The sequence below is a fragment of the Hymenobacter volaticus genome, from assembly GCF_022921055.1.
GTDB classification, from domain to species: Bacteria; Bacteroidota; Bacteroidia; order Cytophagales; family Hymenobacteraceae; genus Hymenobacter; species Hymenobacter volaticus.
The window spans coordinates 4126276-4146142 of record NZ_CP095061.1 but is presented as its reverse complement, the minus strand read 5'-3'; the positions used below and the strand labels follow the sequence as shown (position 1 = coordinate 4146142).

The window sequence follows — 19867 nt, the reverse complement described above, 5'->3', positions numbered from 1 at the left end:
CCTGCTCAGGAGCTGTTGTTTTTATTATGGGGCCTTAAATCAGCTGACAGGCCTCAATTTCCATTTCCCGCATCCGAGCAATAAAGGCTTTCGGTTCGATGCGGTAGCGGCGGGAGTAAGTATCGACGGCAAGATGCTCGTGCGGCTCTGCAAATTTGATTTCCAGCTTTTTAGTGCCTTGGCTTTCTTCCACGGCCATCATGAAGCGGTCCATGAAGGGCTCGGTAATGGTGCGCAGGTCAAGCTGCACCCGGACGCCGTTGGAGAGCTTCTCGGCCACGTGGAAGAGTGGCTCCATGGTCATGATCTTAAACTCGAACTGGTCGGAGTCGCGGAAACGCTGCTGGAATTTGCCCCGGATGAACATGGGCGGTACTTGTTCTTTGTCGTAGTTGCGCGGGTTGATAAGGGGCGAGAACTTCGAGTAGTCGTCGCGGAACAAGGCTAAGTTCAAGCTCGATTCGTAGTCTTCCACGTTAAAGCTGACGAACGGGTGGCCGGTTTTGGTGGTCTTGAACAGCACGTTGGAAATCAATCCGGCCACTGAAATGTCGCGATTCTTGTAGTTCTCGATCTTATCGAGGCCGCAGGTGCAGTACGAGTCGATTTCCAGTTTGAAGTCGTCGAGCGGGTGGCCGGAGAGGTAGAAGCCAACCACTTCTTTTTCGCGGCGTAGCTTTTCAGTGGGGCTCCAAAGCTCCATGTCCTGGATTTTGGGCATCGGAATGGCCATCATGTCGCCGCCCCCGCCAAACAAGCTCTGTTGGGCCGATTCTTTGGCTGCTTGGTGCTGCTGGCCCACCTTCATGGCCTTCTCGATAACGTTCTGGTCGCCGGTAGGAGCCTCGATGTACTGGCGGCGGTGATAGCGCTCAAACGAATCGAAGGCGCCGGCCTGGGCCATGCTCTCGAACGTTTTCTTGTTTACAGCCCGCAGATTGACGCGGCGTGCGAAGTCGAAAATATCGGCGTACGGGCCCTTCTTAGCGCGTTCCTGCACAATCTCCTCCACGGCTGCTTCGCCAGCACCTTTCACGGCCGCCATGCCGAAACGAATCTGGCCCTGTTTGTTCACGTTGAACTTCAGGATGGATTCGTTGACATCGGGGCCAAGTACGGCTACGCCTTGCTTGCGGGCTTCCTCGATGAAGAAAGTCACCTTTTTGATGTCGCCCATGTTGTTGGTGAGCACGGCGGCCATGTACTCGGCAGGGTAGTGGGCCTTAAGGTAGCCGGTCTGGTAGGCCACCACCGAGTAGGCGGCGGAGTGGGAGCGGTTGAAGCCGTAGGCCGCAAACTTTTCCATCACGTCGAACACCTCGTTGGCTTTCTTGGCCTTGATGCCGTGCAGCTTCTCGGCGCCCTCGCAGAATTTCTCCCGCTCCAAGGCCATCTTTTTCATGTCCTTCTTACCCATGGCGCGGCGCAGCAAGTCGGCACCACCGAGCGAGTAGCCGGCCAGAATCTGGGCCGTCTGCATAATTTGCTCCTGGTACACCATGATGCCCTGCGAATAGTTCAGGATGGGCTCCAGCAACTCGTGCGGGTAGTCTACGGGCTCTTTGCCGTGCTTGCGGTTAATGAAGTTTGGGATGAACTGCATGGGGCCGGGCCGGTACAAGGCGTTCATGGCAATCAGGTCCTCGATGTTGGTCGGCTTGAGGTCCTTGAGGTACATGCGCATCCCTTCGGATTCAAACTGGAACGTCCCGATGGTGTCGCCGCGCTGGTAGAGTTCGTAGGTTTTCTGGTCGTCAATCGGAATGGCGTCGATGTCAATTTTGACGCCGTGGTTTTGCTCGATCAGGTTGATGGCATCGACGATGATGGTAAGCGTCTTCAAACCCAAGAAGTCCATCTTGAGCATGCCGGCACTCTCAATCACCTTACCATCAAACTGCGTAACAAGCAGGTCCGAATCCTTGGAAGTGGAAACGGGGATGTACTTGGTGATGTCGTCGGGGGCGATGATAACGCCGGCGGCGTGGATGCCGGTGTTGCGGACCGAGCCTTCTAGTTTCTCGGCGAGACGCAGAATCTGGCCGCGCAGGTTGTCGGCCGCATCGTCGCGCCGAATCATGTCGAGTTCCTGGTTTTCAGCAAAGGCCTTGGCTAGGGTAGTACCTACTTGGTCGGGCACCATCTTCACGAGGTCGTTGGCGACGGGCAGCGGTAAATCCATGGCCCGAGCCACGTCTTTGATACTGGACTTAGCGGCCATGGTACCGAAAGTGATAATCTGGGCCACCTGCGTTTTGCCGTACTTGTCCACCACGTAGTCAATGACTTTCTGACGGTTCACGTCGTCGAAGTCGATGTCAATATCGGGCATGGACACGCGCTCCGGGTTCAGGAAACGCTCGAACAGCAGCGAATACTTGATGGGGTCGATGTTGGTGATACCGATGCAATAGGCTACGGCCGACCCGGCCGCCGAACCCCGGCCCGGCCCTACGGCCACGCCAATGTTGCGCCCGTGGTTGATAAAGTCCTGGGTGATGAGGAAGTAACCTGCAAAACCCATCGTCTCAATCACGCGAAGCTCGTAGTCGAGGCGTTCCTCGATTTCAGGTGTGCGTTCGGAATAGCGCCGTTTGGGGCCTTCGAAAGCACCTTTGTAGGTGAGGTAGCGCAGGAAGGCGTCGGCGGTGGGGTGCTCGGGCGGCAGCGGGAAGTTGGGGAGCAGAATGTCGCGCTGCAGCTTGGGCGGCGTGATCTTATCAACAATTTCGTTGGTGTTATCCACACTCTCCGGCACGTCGGCGAAGAGGGCGTTCATTTCCTCTTGCGTCTTGAAGTAGAACTGGTCGTTGGCGAAGCCAAAGCGCGACCGAGGCCGCTGGCCCTGGGCTTCCTCGTCGATGCGCTGGAGCTGACGACGCATAGTGGCGTCTTGACCCGCGAGGGGGCGCAGGTTGTCGAGGTGGTCGTAGTGAACTTTGTTGTCTTGCGAAATCAAACGGAAATACTGCGTCTGGAAGTCGCCGACAGGAATGCTGTGTTCTTCACCGGTATTTACGCAGAGCAGAATATCGTGCGGTGCGAAGTCGGTTTGGTCGACGTAGTGCGAGTCGTTGGTGCAGATGACCTTCACGTTGTACTTCTTGGCGAGGCCGAGCAGAACTTGGTTCACGTCTTCCTGGCTTTTGCCGGTGCCGTCGAAGTTCATCAGGCCGTGCCGCTGGATTTCGATGTAATAGTCGTCCTCGAACACGTCGAGCCACCATTTCAGCAACTCCTCGGCTTTGGCTTCACTCTCGAACAGGATAGCCTGCGGAATTTCGGCGCCAATGCAGCACGACGTAGCAATCAGGCCCTCATGATACTTGAGCAGAATCTCCTTGTCGATGCGGGGAAACTTGGAGTACACGCCTTCGATGAAGCTCATTGAGCAGAGCTTGGCGAGGTTGTGGTAGCCGGCTTGGTCTTTAGCGAGTAGCAACTGGTGATAACGCTTGTCTCGCTCGCCTTTCTCGCGGCTGAAGGCCTTTTTGTGGCGGTCCTCCACCATGTAGAACTCGCAGCCTACAATTGGCTTCACGTTGTACTTGTTGGCTTCGGCCACGAAGTTGAACGCCCCAAACATGTTACCGTGGTCGGTGAGAGCCACTGCGGGCATGCCATCGGCCTGGGCCTTTTTCATGAGGGCGCCAATGCTGGCCTGGCCATCGAGAAGGGAATACTGGGTGTGGGAGTGCAGGTGCGAGAAAACGGGCATGGGCAAGCAGATATGAGGGCGGAAAGCACCTAGGGTTCAGTAAAGTTACCGCCGCTGATTGGGAAAGGAAAGTTGTCGAACCGGATGTTTCTGTGTATCAAGAACAAAAAAAGGATGGCTTTTCGAGCCATCCTTTTTGCTGAGAATCTTTAAGGTAACTAGCTACTTACAAAGCGACGTGCAATGAAACTGCCAGTTACTAGCGTAAGATCACACGTTTTGTAATGCTGCGGTGTCCTGTTGGTGTCACTGTTAGCAAGTAAATTCCTGGTGCTAGGCCAGCAGTAGGCAGCGTTGAGGTTTTCCCTTGGAAAGTTTGCTCGCGTTCAAGGCGGCCAAAGGCACTGTATAGCGTCGCTTTGCCACCATTGGCTTCCGTTGGTATGTCGAAGTGAAGCTCGGCACCACGCTCCACTGGATTTGGCCAGGTACCAATAGCTGGAACCTTGCGCGAAGCTTGCGCAGTGGATAGAATAGCGGCTGCGTTGCGGTGCACGATTATTTGGCCTGTCGGATTGTTGCTGCTACCACTAAGGCTATACACTACTATATCCAAGTCGCCATCGTTGTCCATATCACCGAGTGTAAGATCTACAGAATACGGGCCGGTCGAAATATCTGCTTGGCGGACAAAATTGCCTGTACCGTCATTCAAGTTCAGATTAATAGTATTTACAGAGGAGTTGTTTCCTCTGGCGTCGGTAATTATATCTAAGTCTTTGTCGCCATCAACATCGCCTATTTCTACTACCTGTGGGGCATTTCCAATCAACAAGTCAGGTCCCTTCACGAAGGTGCCGTTTCCGTTGTTGCGCCACAGGCTAAGTTTTCCATCAGGTTGAAAAAGCGGAACGGCAATATCTACGTCGCCATCATCATCAAAATCGGCTAGGCCAATGGTGCCCCGGTAACCTCCCACCGGCAATTCGGTAGTACCAGAAAACTGCCCTTGACCATTATTCAGACGAATGTTTAGGGGGCCAACTGTTGTACCGCCGTAGCCAGTTAGAGCATCTAAGTCGCCATCATTATCAAGGTCCGTAAGCTCTATGCGCATTGCATCAGACGAGATGCTAACCTGACTGTTGCCCGTGAACGAGCCAGTGCCGTTGTTTAAGCGGACTTGGAGTGTTTTACTCGCTGCTTCCGAAAATACGAGGTCTAGGTCGCCGTCGCCATCCACGTCGCCCAGCGCAAGCGAAGCTACCTCATTACTGGTACTAATAGTGCCTGATGTTGGAATAAAGGTACCTGTGCCGTTATTGCGCAATACACCTAGGCCAGTGCTTTTGCTGGCATACACAAGATCTAAGTCGCCGTCGCCATCAATGTCGCCCGGTCTAAAGCGCTGGGTGGCCACGTTAAGATCAAGGAGTGGAGCGAGGTTGCCGGTACCGTCATTGCGTAATAAGCCCAACGCAAACCGATTTAGGTAGTAAGGCACTAATACATCCAAGTCCGAGTCGCCGTCTACATCGACAAGCGTCAGGTAGTCCTGGGAATAGCTCTGAGTATCTATCGTTGTGGCTACTCCGGACTCAAACCGCCCGCTACCGCCCGCAACGGCTGCTGTAAACTGCCACGCGTATTTGGCTCCATTTAAACTCGTAAGCGTTGCTGATAACGTTTCGCCCGCTTTAAAAGGGGTGGTAGGCAAAAATGAAATAGCGTTGTTGTTTGTAATGGTAGCCCCGCTCCGCAAGCCGCCTGCCTGCGAGCTGTATACCTTCAGACTGGCTGAACCGGCTGGGGTCAGAGTAGCTGAAACAGGGGTGGTGACTGGTTGCTTGAAGCTATGCGGCGCCGGCGAAATATTATAAAATACGGGAGCCTGCGCTATTACCTGATTGGCAACAAACAAACCAGCAAGTGCAGCCGCTAAAGTTGACCAATGAAGAGTACATACATGCATAAAAAATTGATTAAAATTTGGAGAAGGACTATTTGTACAAGCCAAATATTTTAAAAATATATTTTCATGCTTGTTAAGCTAAGTAAGGCTAAATGCCTGAATCGAGAACCGCTTAGCTTATCAAAACTCAATGCATACCCCGAGCGAAGGGGATTGCATTACATATAGGTTGAGCAGAGGTTGCCAAAACAACTCGATACTAGGATGTTACCATGAGAAGGATAGCTAAGTAGTAAGGACATATAGAAGTAAATAATTGAGAAAATATATCTACTATTTTAAATCGAATAATCAGTAATGCTAGGCTGATGATGCATTTCGCTTGTTTGCCGTTGCATACAGACATAATAATATTTAAGCTACCAAATGCGGTACCTGTTCACGCTTGGGAGCTTGTGAAGCAAATGCATCTTTTCTTGAAGACAGGCCTTATTGTACGCTTGATACCTACTTTCTCATATAAGTCATGCATGTTTACGTCGAGCTAACACTGGCACATGGCGGCGAGGAAAGATTGCGCGGCAAGGGATTTTGGCGTATCGAGAGTTGATGGAGCAGTGCTTGCGTTTTAGCTATCTGATCTAGCTGTATTCAAATTTGCTTGTGGTTGAGCGCGGGATATGTACAGAATAACGCACTAACTGGCTAATACTGAATTAAAAAACCTCCACTGCAGTTGAGGTCGTTATCAATGCTACAAACTGTCGCTGATGAACAGGGAGTGGTTGAGAATGAAATAATTAGGACCTGCTAACCTTCTCATAGACAAAACGACGAGCTACCAAACGGTTGTCGTTTGGTAGTGGGCTTCTAAGACGGAAGAAGGCTGTTGAAAACTCGTCAGCGACAAACTCGGTATCTTGCATACCGCAAGCATACGCATCGGGAGCAAGGCTACGTTGAGGTAGCATCATCTTGGGCACTTGGCCTTCTCTATCCGCTCCTATCCCTATCTATGTAGTTCTTATCGCCAACCGACGCTGCTTAGTGTCTGCGCTGGTACTGCTATAGCCGTGGCTACTATCTAGGTTTTGCATCACCGTCCGACCGAAACAACCGGTCAGTATCCACTCAATGAAGCATTTGGTTGCCCTCACCGATCCGATTTACAACCAATCGGCTCCCACCTCCCGTTTCGGTCGGTTTCTGCTACAGTTCATTCAGGACAAGCGGGATTTGCCGTTTGTCTACCTCATTCTAGAAATATCGTGCACGCTGCTGCCACTGGTGGCTGTGTTGTTTTGGCCTTCTCTAGACAACCGAGTATGGTGGGGCGCACTGGCCGTGTATATGTTCCTGACCACCTTTTATTTCAAGGGGCCATTCGGGTTGATGCTGCATTGCACGAGTCACCGCATTCTGTTCAAGAAAAAGTACGCCCAACTCAACCATTACATTCCGTGGGTGATTGGGCCGCTGTTTGGGCAGACGCCAGAAACCTATTTCACCCACCATATGGGCATGCACCATCCCGAAAACAACTTGGAGGATGATGAAAGCTCCACCATGGACTTTCAGCGCGACTCGTTGGCTAGCTTTGGGCGCTACTTGGGTGGCTTCTTTCTGGTTGGAATTCCGCGGTTGGCGCTTTACCTCACGCGTACTCAGAAAAGCAAGTTTCGGCACCGTTTGCTGCGCGGCGAGATACTCTATATCGTTGCGTGCATCGTGTTGGCGTTCGTGAACCTGCCCGCCACATTTGTGGTGCTGATCTTGCCAGTAATAGTAGCACGGGTGGTGATGATGCTCGGCAACTGGAGCCAACACTCGTTTATTGATGCCAACGACCCTGGCAACTGCTACACCAACAGCGTTACCTGCATCAATACCAAGTACAACCATAAGTGCTGGAACGACGGCTACCACATCAGCCACCACCTCAAGCCTGCCTTGCACTGGACCGAGCACCCCGCTCATTTTCAGAAAAACGTGGATCAGTACGCGCAGAACGATGCCATTGTATTCGATGGCATCCACTTCCTGCACATCTTCGCCTACCTCATGACTCGCCGCTACGACCTGCTGGCGCGGCACTTTGTGAACCTGGGCAACCGCTACGCCTCCGACGCCGAAATCATTGCTATGCTTAAGTCGCGCACGAAGCGCATTGTAGCAGTTGCCGAACCGGCACGAGTGGCCGCCTGACAGACTGTGCCTAGATCATTGATATAACCCCAACAAAAAAGCCCGCTGCTACAGCGGGCTTTTTTGTTGGGGTTATTTGGTTTGTGGCTGTTTTGCCGGTTTAATAATGAGTACGTCGCCGGGCCGGACGTTGAAATCGGGCTTGTTGTTCCACTCCATAATTTGCTTGATTGTCACCTCGTACTTCCGCGAAACGGCGTACATAGACTCGCCAGCCGCTACTGTGTGGCGAATAACAACAGGCGCAGCGGTGGGTGCGGCCGGTGCCGGCGTGATAGCCGGCTTGGAAACGGGTGTTGAAGTGCTAGGTTTGGGCGCAGGGGTAGGATCGGGGCTTGGAACGGGAGTTGTGGCAACCGAGGCAGAAGCTTGCGGGGCCGTCAGACGCAGCGCCTGGCCTAGCTGTAGCGGAGAATTGGGCGGTAAGTTGTTCCACGCCATCAAGTCGGCTGGACGCAAGCCGTAGCGCCGAGCCACCGAATAGATTCCTTCTTTTGCTTGCACCACGTGCAGACCGTTGGCGGGTATGCGTTCCACTGAGCTAGTCGCCGGCGCGGTAGGTGGCACTGTGGCAGAAGCAACCGGTGCGGGGGCAGCAGGCTTAGGTGCTGGAGCAGATGGAATAGATGGTGCAGGTTTGGGTGATGCAGCTACCGGGGCCGTGGGCTTAACAACGGGCTTGGCTGGTGCTGGAGCCGGCTCAACCACTGCTACCGTATCACTGCTCGGCTCTTCGATAATGGGAGCTGGGGCAGGAGAGGGTTCCTTAACAGGCTGGCCGCTATACACAGTCCGGGGGGCGGATGCATCTGGCGTGGGCTCTGGCGCCGAAACGGTGGCGGTATCGGCAGTTTCCGTAGCTGGCGGTAGGTTGTTTAGGTTTTCGGTGGTGGCATCAGTGGCGCTGTCGGGCTGCGTTACGAGGCCTTGCGTAGTGGCCGTGGTATCAGTGGCCTCGGGGGCATCTTCGAGTACGCGCGTGGCATCGGCCGTTTTGCCTCGATACGGCTCGGTTTCATCGATACGGCGCTTTTTAGCGGCGGGCTGGGGAGCTGTTGAGCTAGCGGGTTGGGGTGTTGCAGTGGCCGAAGCAGTAGCAGGACGCTCGAAGGCAGCCAACGCCGTAGCGTTTTTGCTGTCGGCATACTCTACGGCTACATCCCGGGGCCGGGTGTGTTGCAGCCACAGAATGCGGCCCGCACGAAGCTCCTCGTTGCGGGGCATCCGGTTTTTGCTCAAAATAGCCCTGGTCCGAATCCCGTACTTCTGCGACACCGTGGCTACGCTTTCGCCGGGCTGCGCTACGTGGTACTCGCTAGCAGCTTTATCGCGCTTCTTCTGCACGAAATAAGGCTGACCGGGCACGATGTTATCGAAGGCGAACATATCGTTGTACTGCATGAACTTGCGCATCTTCAGGCCAGCCCGCTGCGCCAAGCTTTCTTTGGTGTCGCCAGGCAGCGCAATCAGCGCCCGAATGCCATTCACGCGCACATAATCAGCATTTTGGGGGTCAATCTGGGGCTTATTGAGCAGTTGACCAGAGGTGGCATTTCGCTGTTGGGCGGCAATGGCTGTTCGCTGAATTTCATCGACAACCGGCACCAGGATGGTGTAAATCTTGTCGCTCGGTACTTTGGTAGTAAGCAGCCACCGGTTGTGGCGGGCCATTTCGGCGGGGTCAGTTTGCAGGGTCTGGGCAATATTGACCAGGGTGAAACCGGCCGGCGCGGGAAACTCTTGAAATGCCAGCGGCGGCTTGGGGTTGTGTCCTACGGCTGGCTCATAGGCCAGCTTGTGCGCTAGCGTGGTCAGGATGTAGGGGTGCGTTTGCTCGGTGATTTCCACTTCGGTAGCGTCGAAGTTGGTAGGCAGGGTGTACGACTTCACACCCCCCGAACCGAGATTGTAGCTTAGCAGTGCATCCACCCAATTATGGAGCGAGTTGTTGTTGCGCTTCAGATACTTGGCTGCTGCGTGAGTGGAAGCGACAATGTGCTTGCGCTCATCCACCACGTCGTTCATGAGAAGGCCATAATCTTGCGCAGTTTCGCGCTTGAACTGCCAGTAGCCTACCGCGTCATGAATGCTTTGGGCATCGCCTTGCAGCCCGCTTTCCTGCACAACCAAGTAGCGAAAATCCAGCGGTACGGCTTCTTCCTGCAACACCCGATCGATGATGGGGAAGTAGGCATCGGCCAGATTCACGCGGGCTTGGAACGAGGTGGGATGGCTGCGCAGCGCATCTACTTTTTGCTGTACTGCTTTGCGGCCGCCATCGGTGAGGCGAAGGTGTAAACCCGCGAAAGCTACTTGGGCTGGAACGGATACGCTTTGGGCGCCGACTAACAGTGGCCAGCAGCAAAAGAGCGTGAAAAGGATTCGTTTCATAAAGAGGCAAACACGAAGCCCTGGCTGCGCTACGGTTGCTCACCAGGCTCCAATACTACAAAGAAGCTAAAAAAACGGGGGAACTGAGGCTCAGGACCCGGAAAAAGCCTATTGTTAGCCGCTTGCAAGCAACACCAAAGGCCACTATTGCCGACTATAGGGTAGGCGGCCAACGACTGCGAATACTATTCTGTTGTATTGTGGCTAGCTATAATTCACTTGGTCTGCCCCGGCCCTGAATAACCTTGAAGTTGTAATAGGCACCTGTATATTCACCGGGTTACCAGTCAACACCATTATGCAGTGGGTCACGCGTGAACATCCTAAAATAGACCGTCTAGCTTGCCCTTGGCTGATTATGCGCTTCATTGACCCTACCGCCGAGATTCTGTATGTGCCAGCGCAGGAGGTAGTAGCAACGGCTGCCGAAACGGGCGCGGTACCCTTCGATGTGCCAGGCGTAGAATTTTCGCACTACGGCCCCGAATGCACTTTCGACTATTTTCTGAAGAAGTACGAGCTAACCGACCCGGCCCTGCACGTATTGGCTCCCATTGTGCGCGGCGCTGACACCGATAACCATGGCCTAGCCCCACAAGCGGCGGGCCTGTGGGCTATTTCGGCGGGTCTGGCCCACAATATCTGCGACGATCAACAGCTGCTTCAGTTGGGCTTAGTGCTCTACGATGCGCTCTACAGTTGGGCCAAGCATCTGCAAGGCCAACCCCATACCCAACAGCCCGAAGAGCAGTTACTAGTGCAGGTATATACTGCCTACCTGCAACGCAGCAAGGACCGAACCACGCCACCCCCCGCCTGGGCCACCCAATTACGCGAGCTTATCCAAGACCACCTCGATACCAACCTAAGCATACGATTGACGGAGGCCGCCGACGCGCTGCAAGTGAATCCGAGCTACCTCTCTCGCGAGTTTGCGCGCTATTTCGATAACCTTTCTTTCGGGGAGTACATTCGCAAACTGCGCATTGAAAAGGCATTGGAACTGCTAGACGCATCGGCCTACTCGCTAGCAGAAATTGCCTACTTAACCGGCTTTTCCGATCAAAGCCACTTCACGCGCATTTTCAAGCAGCACACAGGGCAAAGCCCCTCTGAGTATCGGAAAAAACGGCAGCACGGGTAAAGATTCTACCAAGCGTAAATTCCGTTCTATTTTCCGAAGGCAGTCTACCGTAGCATTGTAGCCATGGCCCGACCGGCGCTCAAAACGGTTGGAGCCTCGCTCTATCTATGACTCAACTTCTGACTCCCGTATCCAAACCGACGTTCACGGAAGCCTTGCGCTTTTGGCTGAAGCTCGGCTTTATCAGTTTCGGTGGGCCGGCGGGCCAAATAGCCATCATGCACACGGTGCTGGTGGAGCAAAAGCGCTGGATTTCCGACGCCAAATTTTTGCACGCCCTCAACTACTGTATGCTGTTGCCTGGCCCCGAAGCGCAGCAGTTGGCTACATACATCGGCTGGCTGCTGCACGGCACGCGCGGCGGCTTGGTTGCCGGCATCCTGTTTGTGTTGCCTTCGGTGTTTATCCTGCTGGCTTTGAGCTTGCTGTACGTTACGGTGGGTACGCTGCCCGCTTTGCAGGGAGTATTTGCGGGTTTGAAGCCAGCCGTGGTGGCTGTCATTCTGCTGGCGGTGGTCAAGATTGGCCAGAAGTCGTTGCTAAGTCCGTTGCACTACGCGGTGGCGGTAGCGAGCTTCGTGGGCATCTTTTGGCTAAACGTGCCTTTCCCGTTGCTGATTTTGGGAGCAGCAGCTATTGCTTTGGCGGCGCAGCGGTTTTTTCCAGTACCAGCAACTAATGCAGCAGCACAGGTCCGGGCAGCGCAGGCCGAGGAAGGCTATTTTCTGACCACCCAAACTGTAGTGCCCGGCACCGGGTTTTCGGGGGCGCGCTTGCTGCGCCAGGTAGTAGTGGCCGTAGTCTTGTGGGCAATGCCGTTAGGTGCGCTGGGCGTATTAGCTCCGGAGTTTTCTTTCTGGCGCACGCTGAGTTTGTTTTTCACGCAAGCTGCCCTCGTCACCTTTGGCGGGGCCTACGCCGTGCTGCCTTACGTGGCGCAGGTGAGCGTCGAGAAGTTGCACTGGCTCACACAAGGCCAGATGCTGGATGGGCTGGCTCTCGGCGAAACCACACCGGGGCCGCTTATTATGGTGCTGGCTTTCGTGGGTTTTATGGGCGGCTACACACACTTCGGGGGCTCGTTAGCATTGGGCGCGCTGGGACTGCTCACCACCACGTACTATACTTTTCTGCCTTGCTTCGTCTTCATTCTTGTTGGCGCCCCGCTTATTGAGCGTACCCAACACAACACCCACCTGAAGACTGTGCTAAGTATTATCACGGCGGCGGTGGTGGGGGTAGTATTGAACTTGGCTGTTTACCTGGGCCGCGCCGTGCTGTTTCCGAGCGGGCACTTCGAGCTGAGCCAACTGCACCTGCCTAGCTTGCTCTGGTTCATGGTGTCGGTGGTGGCGCTGTACTGGTTCAAGCTAAACCTGATCCTTTGGATTGCTGGTAGTGCCGGCGTTGGTTTGCTGTATTACTTGCTAACTAGCTAACCAACGAAGTCTTACTATCTATTGACTTTTTTCCGTCTTCATGCACGACTTCCAGTTTTCCCGTCGCAATTGGCTTAAAACGGCTACCCTAGCAACCACGCCCGTGTTGCTCGGCTCCCTGCCTACGCTCCCCGCCTGGGCCGCCCCCACTGCCGGTAAGACGCCCGCGTTGAGTTCAGTTGAAATTGCCGCTATTGAAGCCGCCCTAGGTAAAAAAGGCACCTACGTCGAAGCGCAAGCCACTCATACCACACCATTGCCGCGCAACGATTTGAAGGTAAGCATCAAGGGAGAAGCGGTGCCTATTCCGTTCGGCTTCGGAGGCTGGGTAGCCATCAAGCATACCCTCGATGGTAAATCGGCCATGCTGATGAGCGACACAGTACTGCTTCAGGAAGAAGTAAACCCGCTGATGTCGGCGGCCCTGGCCAACGGTTTGGAAGTAGGTGCCGTGCACAACCACTTCTTTTACGAGGAGCCACGCATCTTTTACATGCACATCCATGGCATGGGCAGCCCCGCCGAGCTAGCCACTAAGTTTGCGGCCACGCTGAAAAACTCGAAGCTGTTGCCCGCCAATCAGCCCGTAGCTAGTGGTACTTCGCCTGCGCAATCCGGTAACACCGGCACGCCTGCCGCCACCGCTGGTCCAACTGGCAAGCAACTGTTCGACATTGCTATGCTGGATGGCATTGTCAAGTATCAAGGAGTGGTAAACGGTCCAACCTATAAGTACACAATAGGCCGGGCCGACTTGCAGTGCATTATGATGGGTACGGAGATGACCGCGGCCATTGGCCTGAACTCTTGGGCTGCTTTTGCTGGCAAACAAGCCGACGCGCATATTGCCGGTGATATTGCCATGCGGGAAGCGGAGGTTACGTCCGTCATCAAAGCCTTGCGTGCCAACAAGCTGGAGGTGGTAGCTATGCACAACCATATGCTCTTCGACGAGCCGCGCATGATGTTTCTGCACTACTACGGTCGGGGCCCGGCCGCGCAACTAGCTGCCGGTTTCCGCGCCGCCCTCGACCAGCTTGGCAAACCCCACAATTCGATGGAAGGAATGAAGCACTAAAGCACAGTATTCAATAAAAAAGAGGTCAGGCATAGAGCCTGACCTCTTTTAATTTTACTAATACTATAAACTCATCAAGTAGTCCAGGGCCTACATGCCGCCACCGGGCGGGCCAAAACCGCCACCGACGGGAGGGTTGCCGCCGTCGCGCCGAAAGCCGCCTTCGGGCCGGAAATTACCGGGCTGCCGCTGCCGGTCCTCGCCGGGCAACGCGTCGGAGCGGCCGTTGCCGGCGAAGCTGCGGATGTTGTAGGTGAACATCAGCATTAGGTAGCGCTGCAAAATGTTGGAACGTACATCTTCGGTGTAAGCCGAGGTGTTGTTTACTTGAATGCTGTTGTTTTGACCTAGCAAATCGAAAGCGTATAACTTGATTTCCGCCTGATTCTTGGCCATAAACTTCTTGCCGATAGAGGCATTCCACAACACGAAACTTTGGTTGTAACCCGCCGAGAGCCCACTGTAGTATTGGTGGTTGACATCAGATTGCACGGTCACGCCTTTCACGATAATCCAGGAGAAGCGCAACGACGTGTTTTGCCGGAAGTACTGGCGGTTGAGTTGCTGCTGCAAGCTGTTGCGCACGTAGTTCTGGCTGGAGTTCGACGAAATAGTGAAGTCCAACTCCGGACTGATGTTGCTGCTCAGCACCACACCTAAGCCACCGGATGGCGTGCGGCTGTAGTTCAATTCCTCGAACACTAACCCCGGAGTCTGCGAGTAGCCAATGTTGGCGTTCAGGTTGAGGTTGGACTTGATGAATGACAGCGGCAAGCTGTAGTTGGCAAACGACCGGAGCGAATACTGCTGATCCAAGTTGACAGGCCGGGTTAGCTGGCCGCCCACCGGAATCACCACGCCCCCCACGTTTAGGGGTTCGTCGGTGGCGTAGATGGTGCTGTTAGTGATGTAGTTGTTAGTGAGCGAGCCGTTGAGGGCCACAAAAAACGAAGTCGACTTCTCGGGCACTGCCGACGAGTAACGAATATTGAAGTTGTGCTGTGTGGCTTGGCGCAGGTTGGGGTTGCCGGTAGTGAGCTGCAACGGATTGGAGTTGTTTACCACTTCCTGCAACTGACTAATACCCGGTGGGTTGGTATTCACGCGGTAGAAAAACCGCAGATTCTGCTGCCGCGAAAAGTTGTAGCGCAGCATGGCGTTGGGCAGCACGTTTAGGAAAGAGCGCTCCGTGAGGGCCGGCCGCGGAAATTCTTGGTCGCTGCGGAGTTGGGCGTGCTGCACGGTGGCCCCCACGTTCCATTGCAACTCCTTGTTTTGGTAGCGGTACGTCAGGCCCCCAGCATTGGTCAGGTAGCGGCTCTTGAATACGCTACTAAGCGTGTCATTCAGAGAAGTATAGGCTTCTTCGCCGAGGACGTAGTCGTAGGTGCGCTTATCAGATTGATTGGGCGTGTAGGAAACGCGGTACTCGGCCTGCAACTGGCTGTACTGGCTGATGGGCTCTGTGTAGTTGAGGTTGCCGTTCCAGGCCCAACCAGTCTGGTCGAGTTCAGAAAACTGATTCAGCGAAGTGGTATTGGTGGTTAAGTCGCGGGTAGACTCGGTGGTGGAGAGCAGGGTATTGTTGCCGTCCTTGGTGTTGTAAGTGGTGTTCACGCCCAACGAAAGCGTGCGGCCACGCTTGGCAAAGCGGTGCCGAAATTGGAGCTGGTTAGCCGCCGTAATGCCAGTCAGGGCCGAGCGGTAGCTGCTGTTGTTGCTGCCCTGCGTGAATTCGGGCTCGCCTTCATTCACCTGATAGGTGCGGCCTTCCAATAGGCTGTTGCCGGTATTGCGCTGCACCGACAAGCGTGGCTGCCAGATAATGGAGTTTGCCGAGTCGATGCGGTGCTCCAGGCGCAAGTTGAAGCGGTTGTTGATGTTGCGGCTGGTCGAAAGCGAGTTTTCGTTGTAGCGTTGGTCGAGGGGGCGGTCCACGGGAGCCACGTAGCGCCGCAGCAGGTTGGTAGAAGCCGTGTTGTCGCTCAGGTTGAAGAAGTAACTACTCGTAACGTCAGTTTTGCGGCCCCAGGAGTTGGAGTAGTTCAAGCCGATGGCGTGGGTTTTAGAAATACCGCCTGACTGGTTCACCAAGAAGTCGCCGGCGTTATTGCCGCCCCCACCTTGGTTGCCACCTCCGCCGCCACGGCCCCCACGGCCGCCGCCACCGCCGCCTGAACTGCCCACCACGCCTAGCAAATCTTCGGTGCCAAAGTTCTGCTCATTGATATTGTTGCTCTGAGCTACAATCGACATGCGCTGCTTGCCCTTAAACGAATTCAGGTTGCCGCTCAGCCGGTACCGGTCGTCCTTGGGGCCGTAGCCAGCTAGCACCCGGCCAAATTGCCCATTCCGAAACTGCGGCTTGGTTACGATGTTGATGGTTTTCTGCTGGTTGCCATCGTCGAAGCCAGTAAATTGGGCTTGGTCGGAGGCGCGGTCGTACACCTGAATTTTGTCGATAACCTCGGCCGGAATATTCTTCAACACAGCGTCGGGGTCATTGCCGAAAAACTCTTTGCCATCCACCAGCACTCGTTGCACCTGTTCGCCCTGCGCTTGTACCTTACCCGAAGTGGGGTCCACGGTCACGCCGGGCATTTTGGTGATGAGGTCTTGCGCGTTGGCGTCGGGGTTGGTTTTGAATGAGCCAGCGTTGAACTGCGACGTATCGCCTTTCTGAACGGCGGCGGCCGCTTTGCCTACCACTTCCACACCTTTCAGCGCTACCCCGCCGGTACCGAGTGCCAACACGCCTAGCGCAAGCGGCTGAGTGGTGAGCGTGAGCTGGCGCTGCAAGGTCTGGTAGCCTAAAAACGATATAGTTAGCTGATAGCGGCCCGGCGCCAAGCCCGAAACGGTGAAGTTGCCATTCACGTCGGCTGCCGCGCCGTTCTTCAACGAATCGGCGGTTAGGCCGCGTAGCAGCACGTTGGCCCCAATAAGCGGCGACTGATTAGATGCATCTACGATACGCCCGCTAATAGCGCTTGTTTGCGCCCGAGCAGTCCCCAAACCTAATAATAGCAGTAAGACAAAGAGTAGAAAACGATGAGGCATCAGTCCGGAATAAGGGGTTCGCTCTGGCATAGACGCAAACCACCCCCGAACGTTTAATCACCTAATCAATAGATTTTAGGATAAGCTTCTGATTGATGGAGCCTCCCTTCTGACTTCACTATCCCATGCAGGAAAGCGCTTTTGTTTGCTCACTCTCACTTGGAGCATAAGTGAAATGCAACAGAACAGCCGTTAGAGCTTCCGAACCAATAGCAGCCCATCCCGCAACGGCAAAAACACATTCTCAACCCGGGGGTCGGCCTGCACTTTGTCGTTGAAGGCTCGAACGGCACGGGTGTCTTTGTCGGAAGGTTTTAGAGGATAAGAATCGAGCACTTTATTGCCCCACAGCACATTGTCAATCAGCACGAAACCGCCTGTAGTTACCTGTGGCAGCACCAGCTCGTAGTAGGTGTCGTTGTTGATTTTGTCGGCATCGATAAACACCAAGTCCCATGGCCCTGCCAAGGTTGGCAGCACTTCCGTCACGGTCCCGATATGCAAATGCACCCGTTCAACCAAGTCCGCGGCGGCTATGTAGCGCTGTATTCGATCTTCTAGCTCGGGTTAAATTCGATGGTGTGCAGTTCACCACCGGGTGCTAAGCCTTCGGCGAGGCACAAAGCTGCATAGCCCGTAAACGTGCCCAGTTCCAACACCCGCCGCGGCCGCACCATGTGGCTGATCATGCTCAGCAGCCGCCCCTGCGCGTGCCCCGAAAGCATCCGCGCGTGCAGCAGCTGCACGTGTGTCTCGCGGTTGAGCTTCGCCAGCAGCGTCGATTCCGGGCTGGTGTGTTGGTCGGCGTAGCGTTGGATTTCGTCGTCGGGCATCAGGCAAAAATAGGGTTGTAGTGTAGTAGCGTTGGTTTAGAAGAGAGCAAAAGCAGAAGCTAATTCCTCTCAGTTGCTGTTGCGCATTTACCAAGGAGAGGCTAACCATGGCTGAGAATTTATCTCGAACGTCATGCTGAGCGCAGCCGAAGCATCTCGCGTGCTGACATTGGTTTAGTAATCAGACATCAGCACGCGAGATGCTTCGGCTGCGCTCAGCATGACGATTAGTTTGGCAACGGCAGCAATGAGAAGTCAACCACTCTTAACCCATCCTCATATGAAAAGTAAAATTGGCTTTTAGTATAGCTTCACACTAGAACATGATCAGCTAGTTATCCTTCTCTTCGATAGAGGCTTGCAAGGAAGATCTAATTCGTAATTGGCACCAACCGAAATAGTAGTACTTGAAAACCAGACTTGCCGCGTGCAAACTCGTGGCTGACAATACGGTAGAGACCCTCGTAGCGGAAACAGTCGCCGGTTGGGTGGGGTATGCGCTGGAATACGCGCACGGGCAGCCCCATTTCTTGGCTGCGCCGCAACGCCAAATTCCTGCCTATCATCTCCTGGTCGGTGACTTGCTTGCCGGTTTGCAAATCGCGCCCACCGCTGCCAGAATAGATGATTTCGTCTTCGCTGAACGCATCGTCTTCGTAAGCACCTGCCAGCACAATAGAATCGGCGCCTTCGGCTTGGCTGCCGCTTACGCCTGCCCGCCGGGGCTTATGCAACCCCGTCAAGCTCAATTCCAGACGATTGGCAAAAAGGTCGCCCGGTCGATAGGTGCCTACATGCCCGAAAACGCGCATAAGCTAGCTTAAGAAGAAGGTGATGAAGCAATCCAACAGTCAGCAAAAAGGCCGCCGGGCGTAACTCGGCGGCCTTTTTGCTGACTGTTGTGTTTTACTCTGGCACGTACTGAAGTACACTCAAGTTGTCCTCGCGTAGAATGTCGTTGGCGAGTTCCAGTAGCTCAGAGGAAGTGACAGCGCGGACTCGGTCGAAGATTTCGTTGATGGATTCGACGCGGCCGATGTCGAGGGTGCTTTTGGCCAACAGCTGCATCATGCCGCCGTTGCTTTCCTCTGCCATAGCCATTTGGCCCATTAGCTGCTCTTTGGACGTGTGCAATTGCGCCGTGCCCAGGGCCTGTTCGCGAAGCCGCTTGAGTTCCTTTTGTACCAGCGCAATCGTGCGGTTCACTTGCTTTTTCTCGGTGCCGAAGTAGATGCCAAACAGCCCCGTATCGGTGTACGGCGAGTACGTGGCGTCAATGCTATAGACGAGGCCATACTTCTCGCGGATGCCCAGGTTCAGGCGGGAGTTCATGCCGGGGCCACCGAGGATGTTGCTGAGCATGAAAAATGGAATCCGGCGCGGGTCGTTGATGGCGTAAGCCGGACCACCAATCAGGCAGTGGGCCTGCGAAATAGGCTTGCGCTCTAATTTCTCTACCCGCAGGTTGCCATCGAAAGCAGTACGGGGCCGCTCTCCGAGCCGGGAGGGCAGCGGCGCCAGGTACTTATCGGCTAGCCGCTTCACTTCCTTGAACGGCAGGTTGCTGACCGAGCTGAATACCAGCCGGTCGGTGCGGATGTTCTCGGCCAAGAACTGACGAAAATCCGCCTGCTGAAAGCTGCTGACACTTTCGCGCGTACCCAGAATGTTGTGGCCCAAAGAATGCCCCCCAAACACCACATCATCGAAATCGTCGATGATGGCATCCTCGGGCGCGTCCTGGTACATGGACATTTCTTCGAGAATCACGCCCCGCTCTTTCTCGATTTCCTTTTCTGGAAAAACCGAGTTGAAAGTAAGGTCGGTCAGGAGCTCGAAGGCCCGCTCGAAGTGCGTGCTGAGCAACGAGGCGTAGAAGCAAATTTTCTCTTTGGTGGTGTAGGCATTCAGCTCACCCCCCACGGTTTCCAAACGGTTGAGAATGTGGAAGCTTTTGCGCTTTTCAGTGCCTTTGAAAGCCATGTGCTCCCAGAAGTGCGCTAAGCCTTGTTGGGCCGGCTTTTCGTCGCGGGAACCGATGTCGAGCAGAAAGCCGAGGTGCGCAATTTTGGTGTGAATAACCTGCTTGTGCAAAACTCGGATGCCGTTGGGCAGCTCGTATAGGTCGTAATCAGACATCAAGATAA

General features: G+C 54.6%; 12 protein-coding genes. 4 read left to right on the top strand and 8 right to left on the bottom strand.

Going from position 1 to position 19867, the window contains the following annotated elements; all coding sequences use genetic code 11:
• Positions 1-34: 34 nt before the first annotated feature.
• Both dnaE and MUN86_RS18030 read right to left on the bottom strand, forming a co-directional pair.
• A complete protein-coding gene (dnaE, locus tag MUN86_RS18035; RefSeq protein WP_245119435.1) occupies positions 35-3718 on the bottom strand; it encodes a DNA polymerase III subunit alpha in 3684 nt (1227 codons plus the stop codon).
• A 199-nt stretch (positions 3719-3917) separates the two neighbouring features.
• Entirely contained in the window at positions 3918-5579 is a 1662-nt protein-coding gene (locus tag MUN86_RS18030) for a T9SS type A sorting domain-containing protein (RefSeq protein WP_245119434.1), read from the bottom strand.
• Positions 5580-6704: 1125 nt separating this feature from the next.
• On the opposite strand from MUN86_RS18030, the gene MUN86_RS18025 reads away from it, so the two are divergent.
• On the top strand, positions 6705-7775 hold the full coding sequence (locus tag MUN86_RS18025) for a fatty acid desaturase family protein (RefSeq protein WP_245119433.1): 1071 nt from the start codon (positions 6705-6707) through the stop codon (positions 7773-7775).
• 72 nt (positions 7776-7847) lie between these two features.
• On the opposite strand, the gene MUN86_RS18020 is transcribed toward MUN86_RS18025, so the two are convergent.
• On the bottom strand, positions 7848-10166 hold the full coding sequence (locus MUN86_RS18020) for a LysM peptidoglycan-binding domain-containing protein (RefSeq protein ID WP_245119432.1): 2319 nt from the start codon (positions 10164-10166) through the stop codon (positions 7848-7850).
• Positions 10167-10464: 298 nt separating this feature from the next.
• Between MUN86_RS18020 and MUN86_RS18015 the strand changes: the two genes are divergently transcribed.
• The 3 genes from MUN86_RS18015 (at position 10465) to MUN86_RS18005 (ending at position 13827) form a co-directional block, all read left to right on the top strand.
• Positions 10465-11310 (top strand): chromate resistance protein ChrB domain-containing protein, encoded by an 846-nt coding sequence (locus tag MUN86_RS18015; protein WP_245119431.1) that lies wholly within the window; start codon positions 10465-10467, stop codon positions 11308-11310.
• A gap of 107 nt (positions 11311-11417) precedes the next feature.
• Positions 11418-12749, top strand: a complete 1332-nt coding sequence (gene chrA / locus MUN86_RS18010; RefSeq protein ID WP_245119430.1) for a chromate efflux transporter — start codon at positions 11418-11420, stop codon at positions 12747-12749.
• Positions 12750-12789: 40 nt separating this feature from the next.
• Positions 12790-13827, top strand: coding sequence for a DUF1259 domain-containing protein (locus MUN86_RS18005; protein WP_245119429.1), 1038 nt, complete (start codon positions 12790-12792; stop codon positions 13825-13827).
• A 90-nt stretch (positions 13828-13917) separates the two neighbouring features.
• Here the strand turns inward: MUN86_RS18005 and MUN86_RS18000 are convergent, their stop codons facing one another.
• The 5 genes from MUN86_RS18000 to MUN86_RS17985 form a co-directional block, all read right to left on the bottom strand.
• On the bottom strand, positions 13918-16887 hold the full coding sequence (locus MUN86_RS18000) for a TonB-dependent receptor (protein WP_245119428.1): 2970 nt from the start codon (positions 16885-16887) through the stop codon (positions 13918-13920).
• A gap of 192 nt (positions 16888-17079) precedes the next feature.
• Entirely contained in the window at positions 17080-17409 is a 330-nt protein-coding gene (locus MUN86_RS31835; RefSeq protein WP_311181726.1) for an O-methyltransferase, read from the bottom strand.
• 35 nt (positions 17410-17444) lie between these two features.
• Entirely contained in the window at positions 17445-17720 is a 276-nt protein-coding gene (locus MUN86_RS31830; protein ID WP_311181725.1) for an O-methyltransferase, read from the bottom strand.
• Positions 17721-18091: 371 nt separating this feature from the next.
• On the bottom strand, positions 18092-18532 hold the full coding sequence (locus MUN86_RS17990) for a YDG/SRA domain-containing protein (RefSeq protein WP_245119427.1): 441 nt from the start codon (positions 18530-18532) through the stop codon (positions 18092-18094).
• Positions 18533-18626: 94 nt separating this feature from the next.
• Entirely contained in the window at positions 18627-19859 is a 1233-nt protein-coding gene (locus tag MUN86_RS17985) for a M16 family metallopeptidase (RefSeq protein WP_245119426.1), read from the bottom strand.
• Positions 19860-19867: the final 8 nt, after the last annotated feature.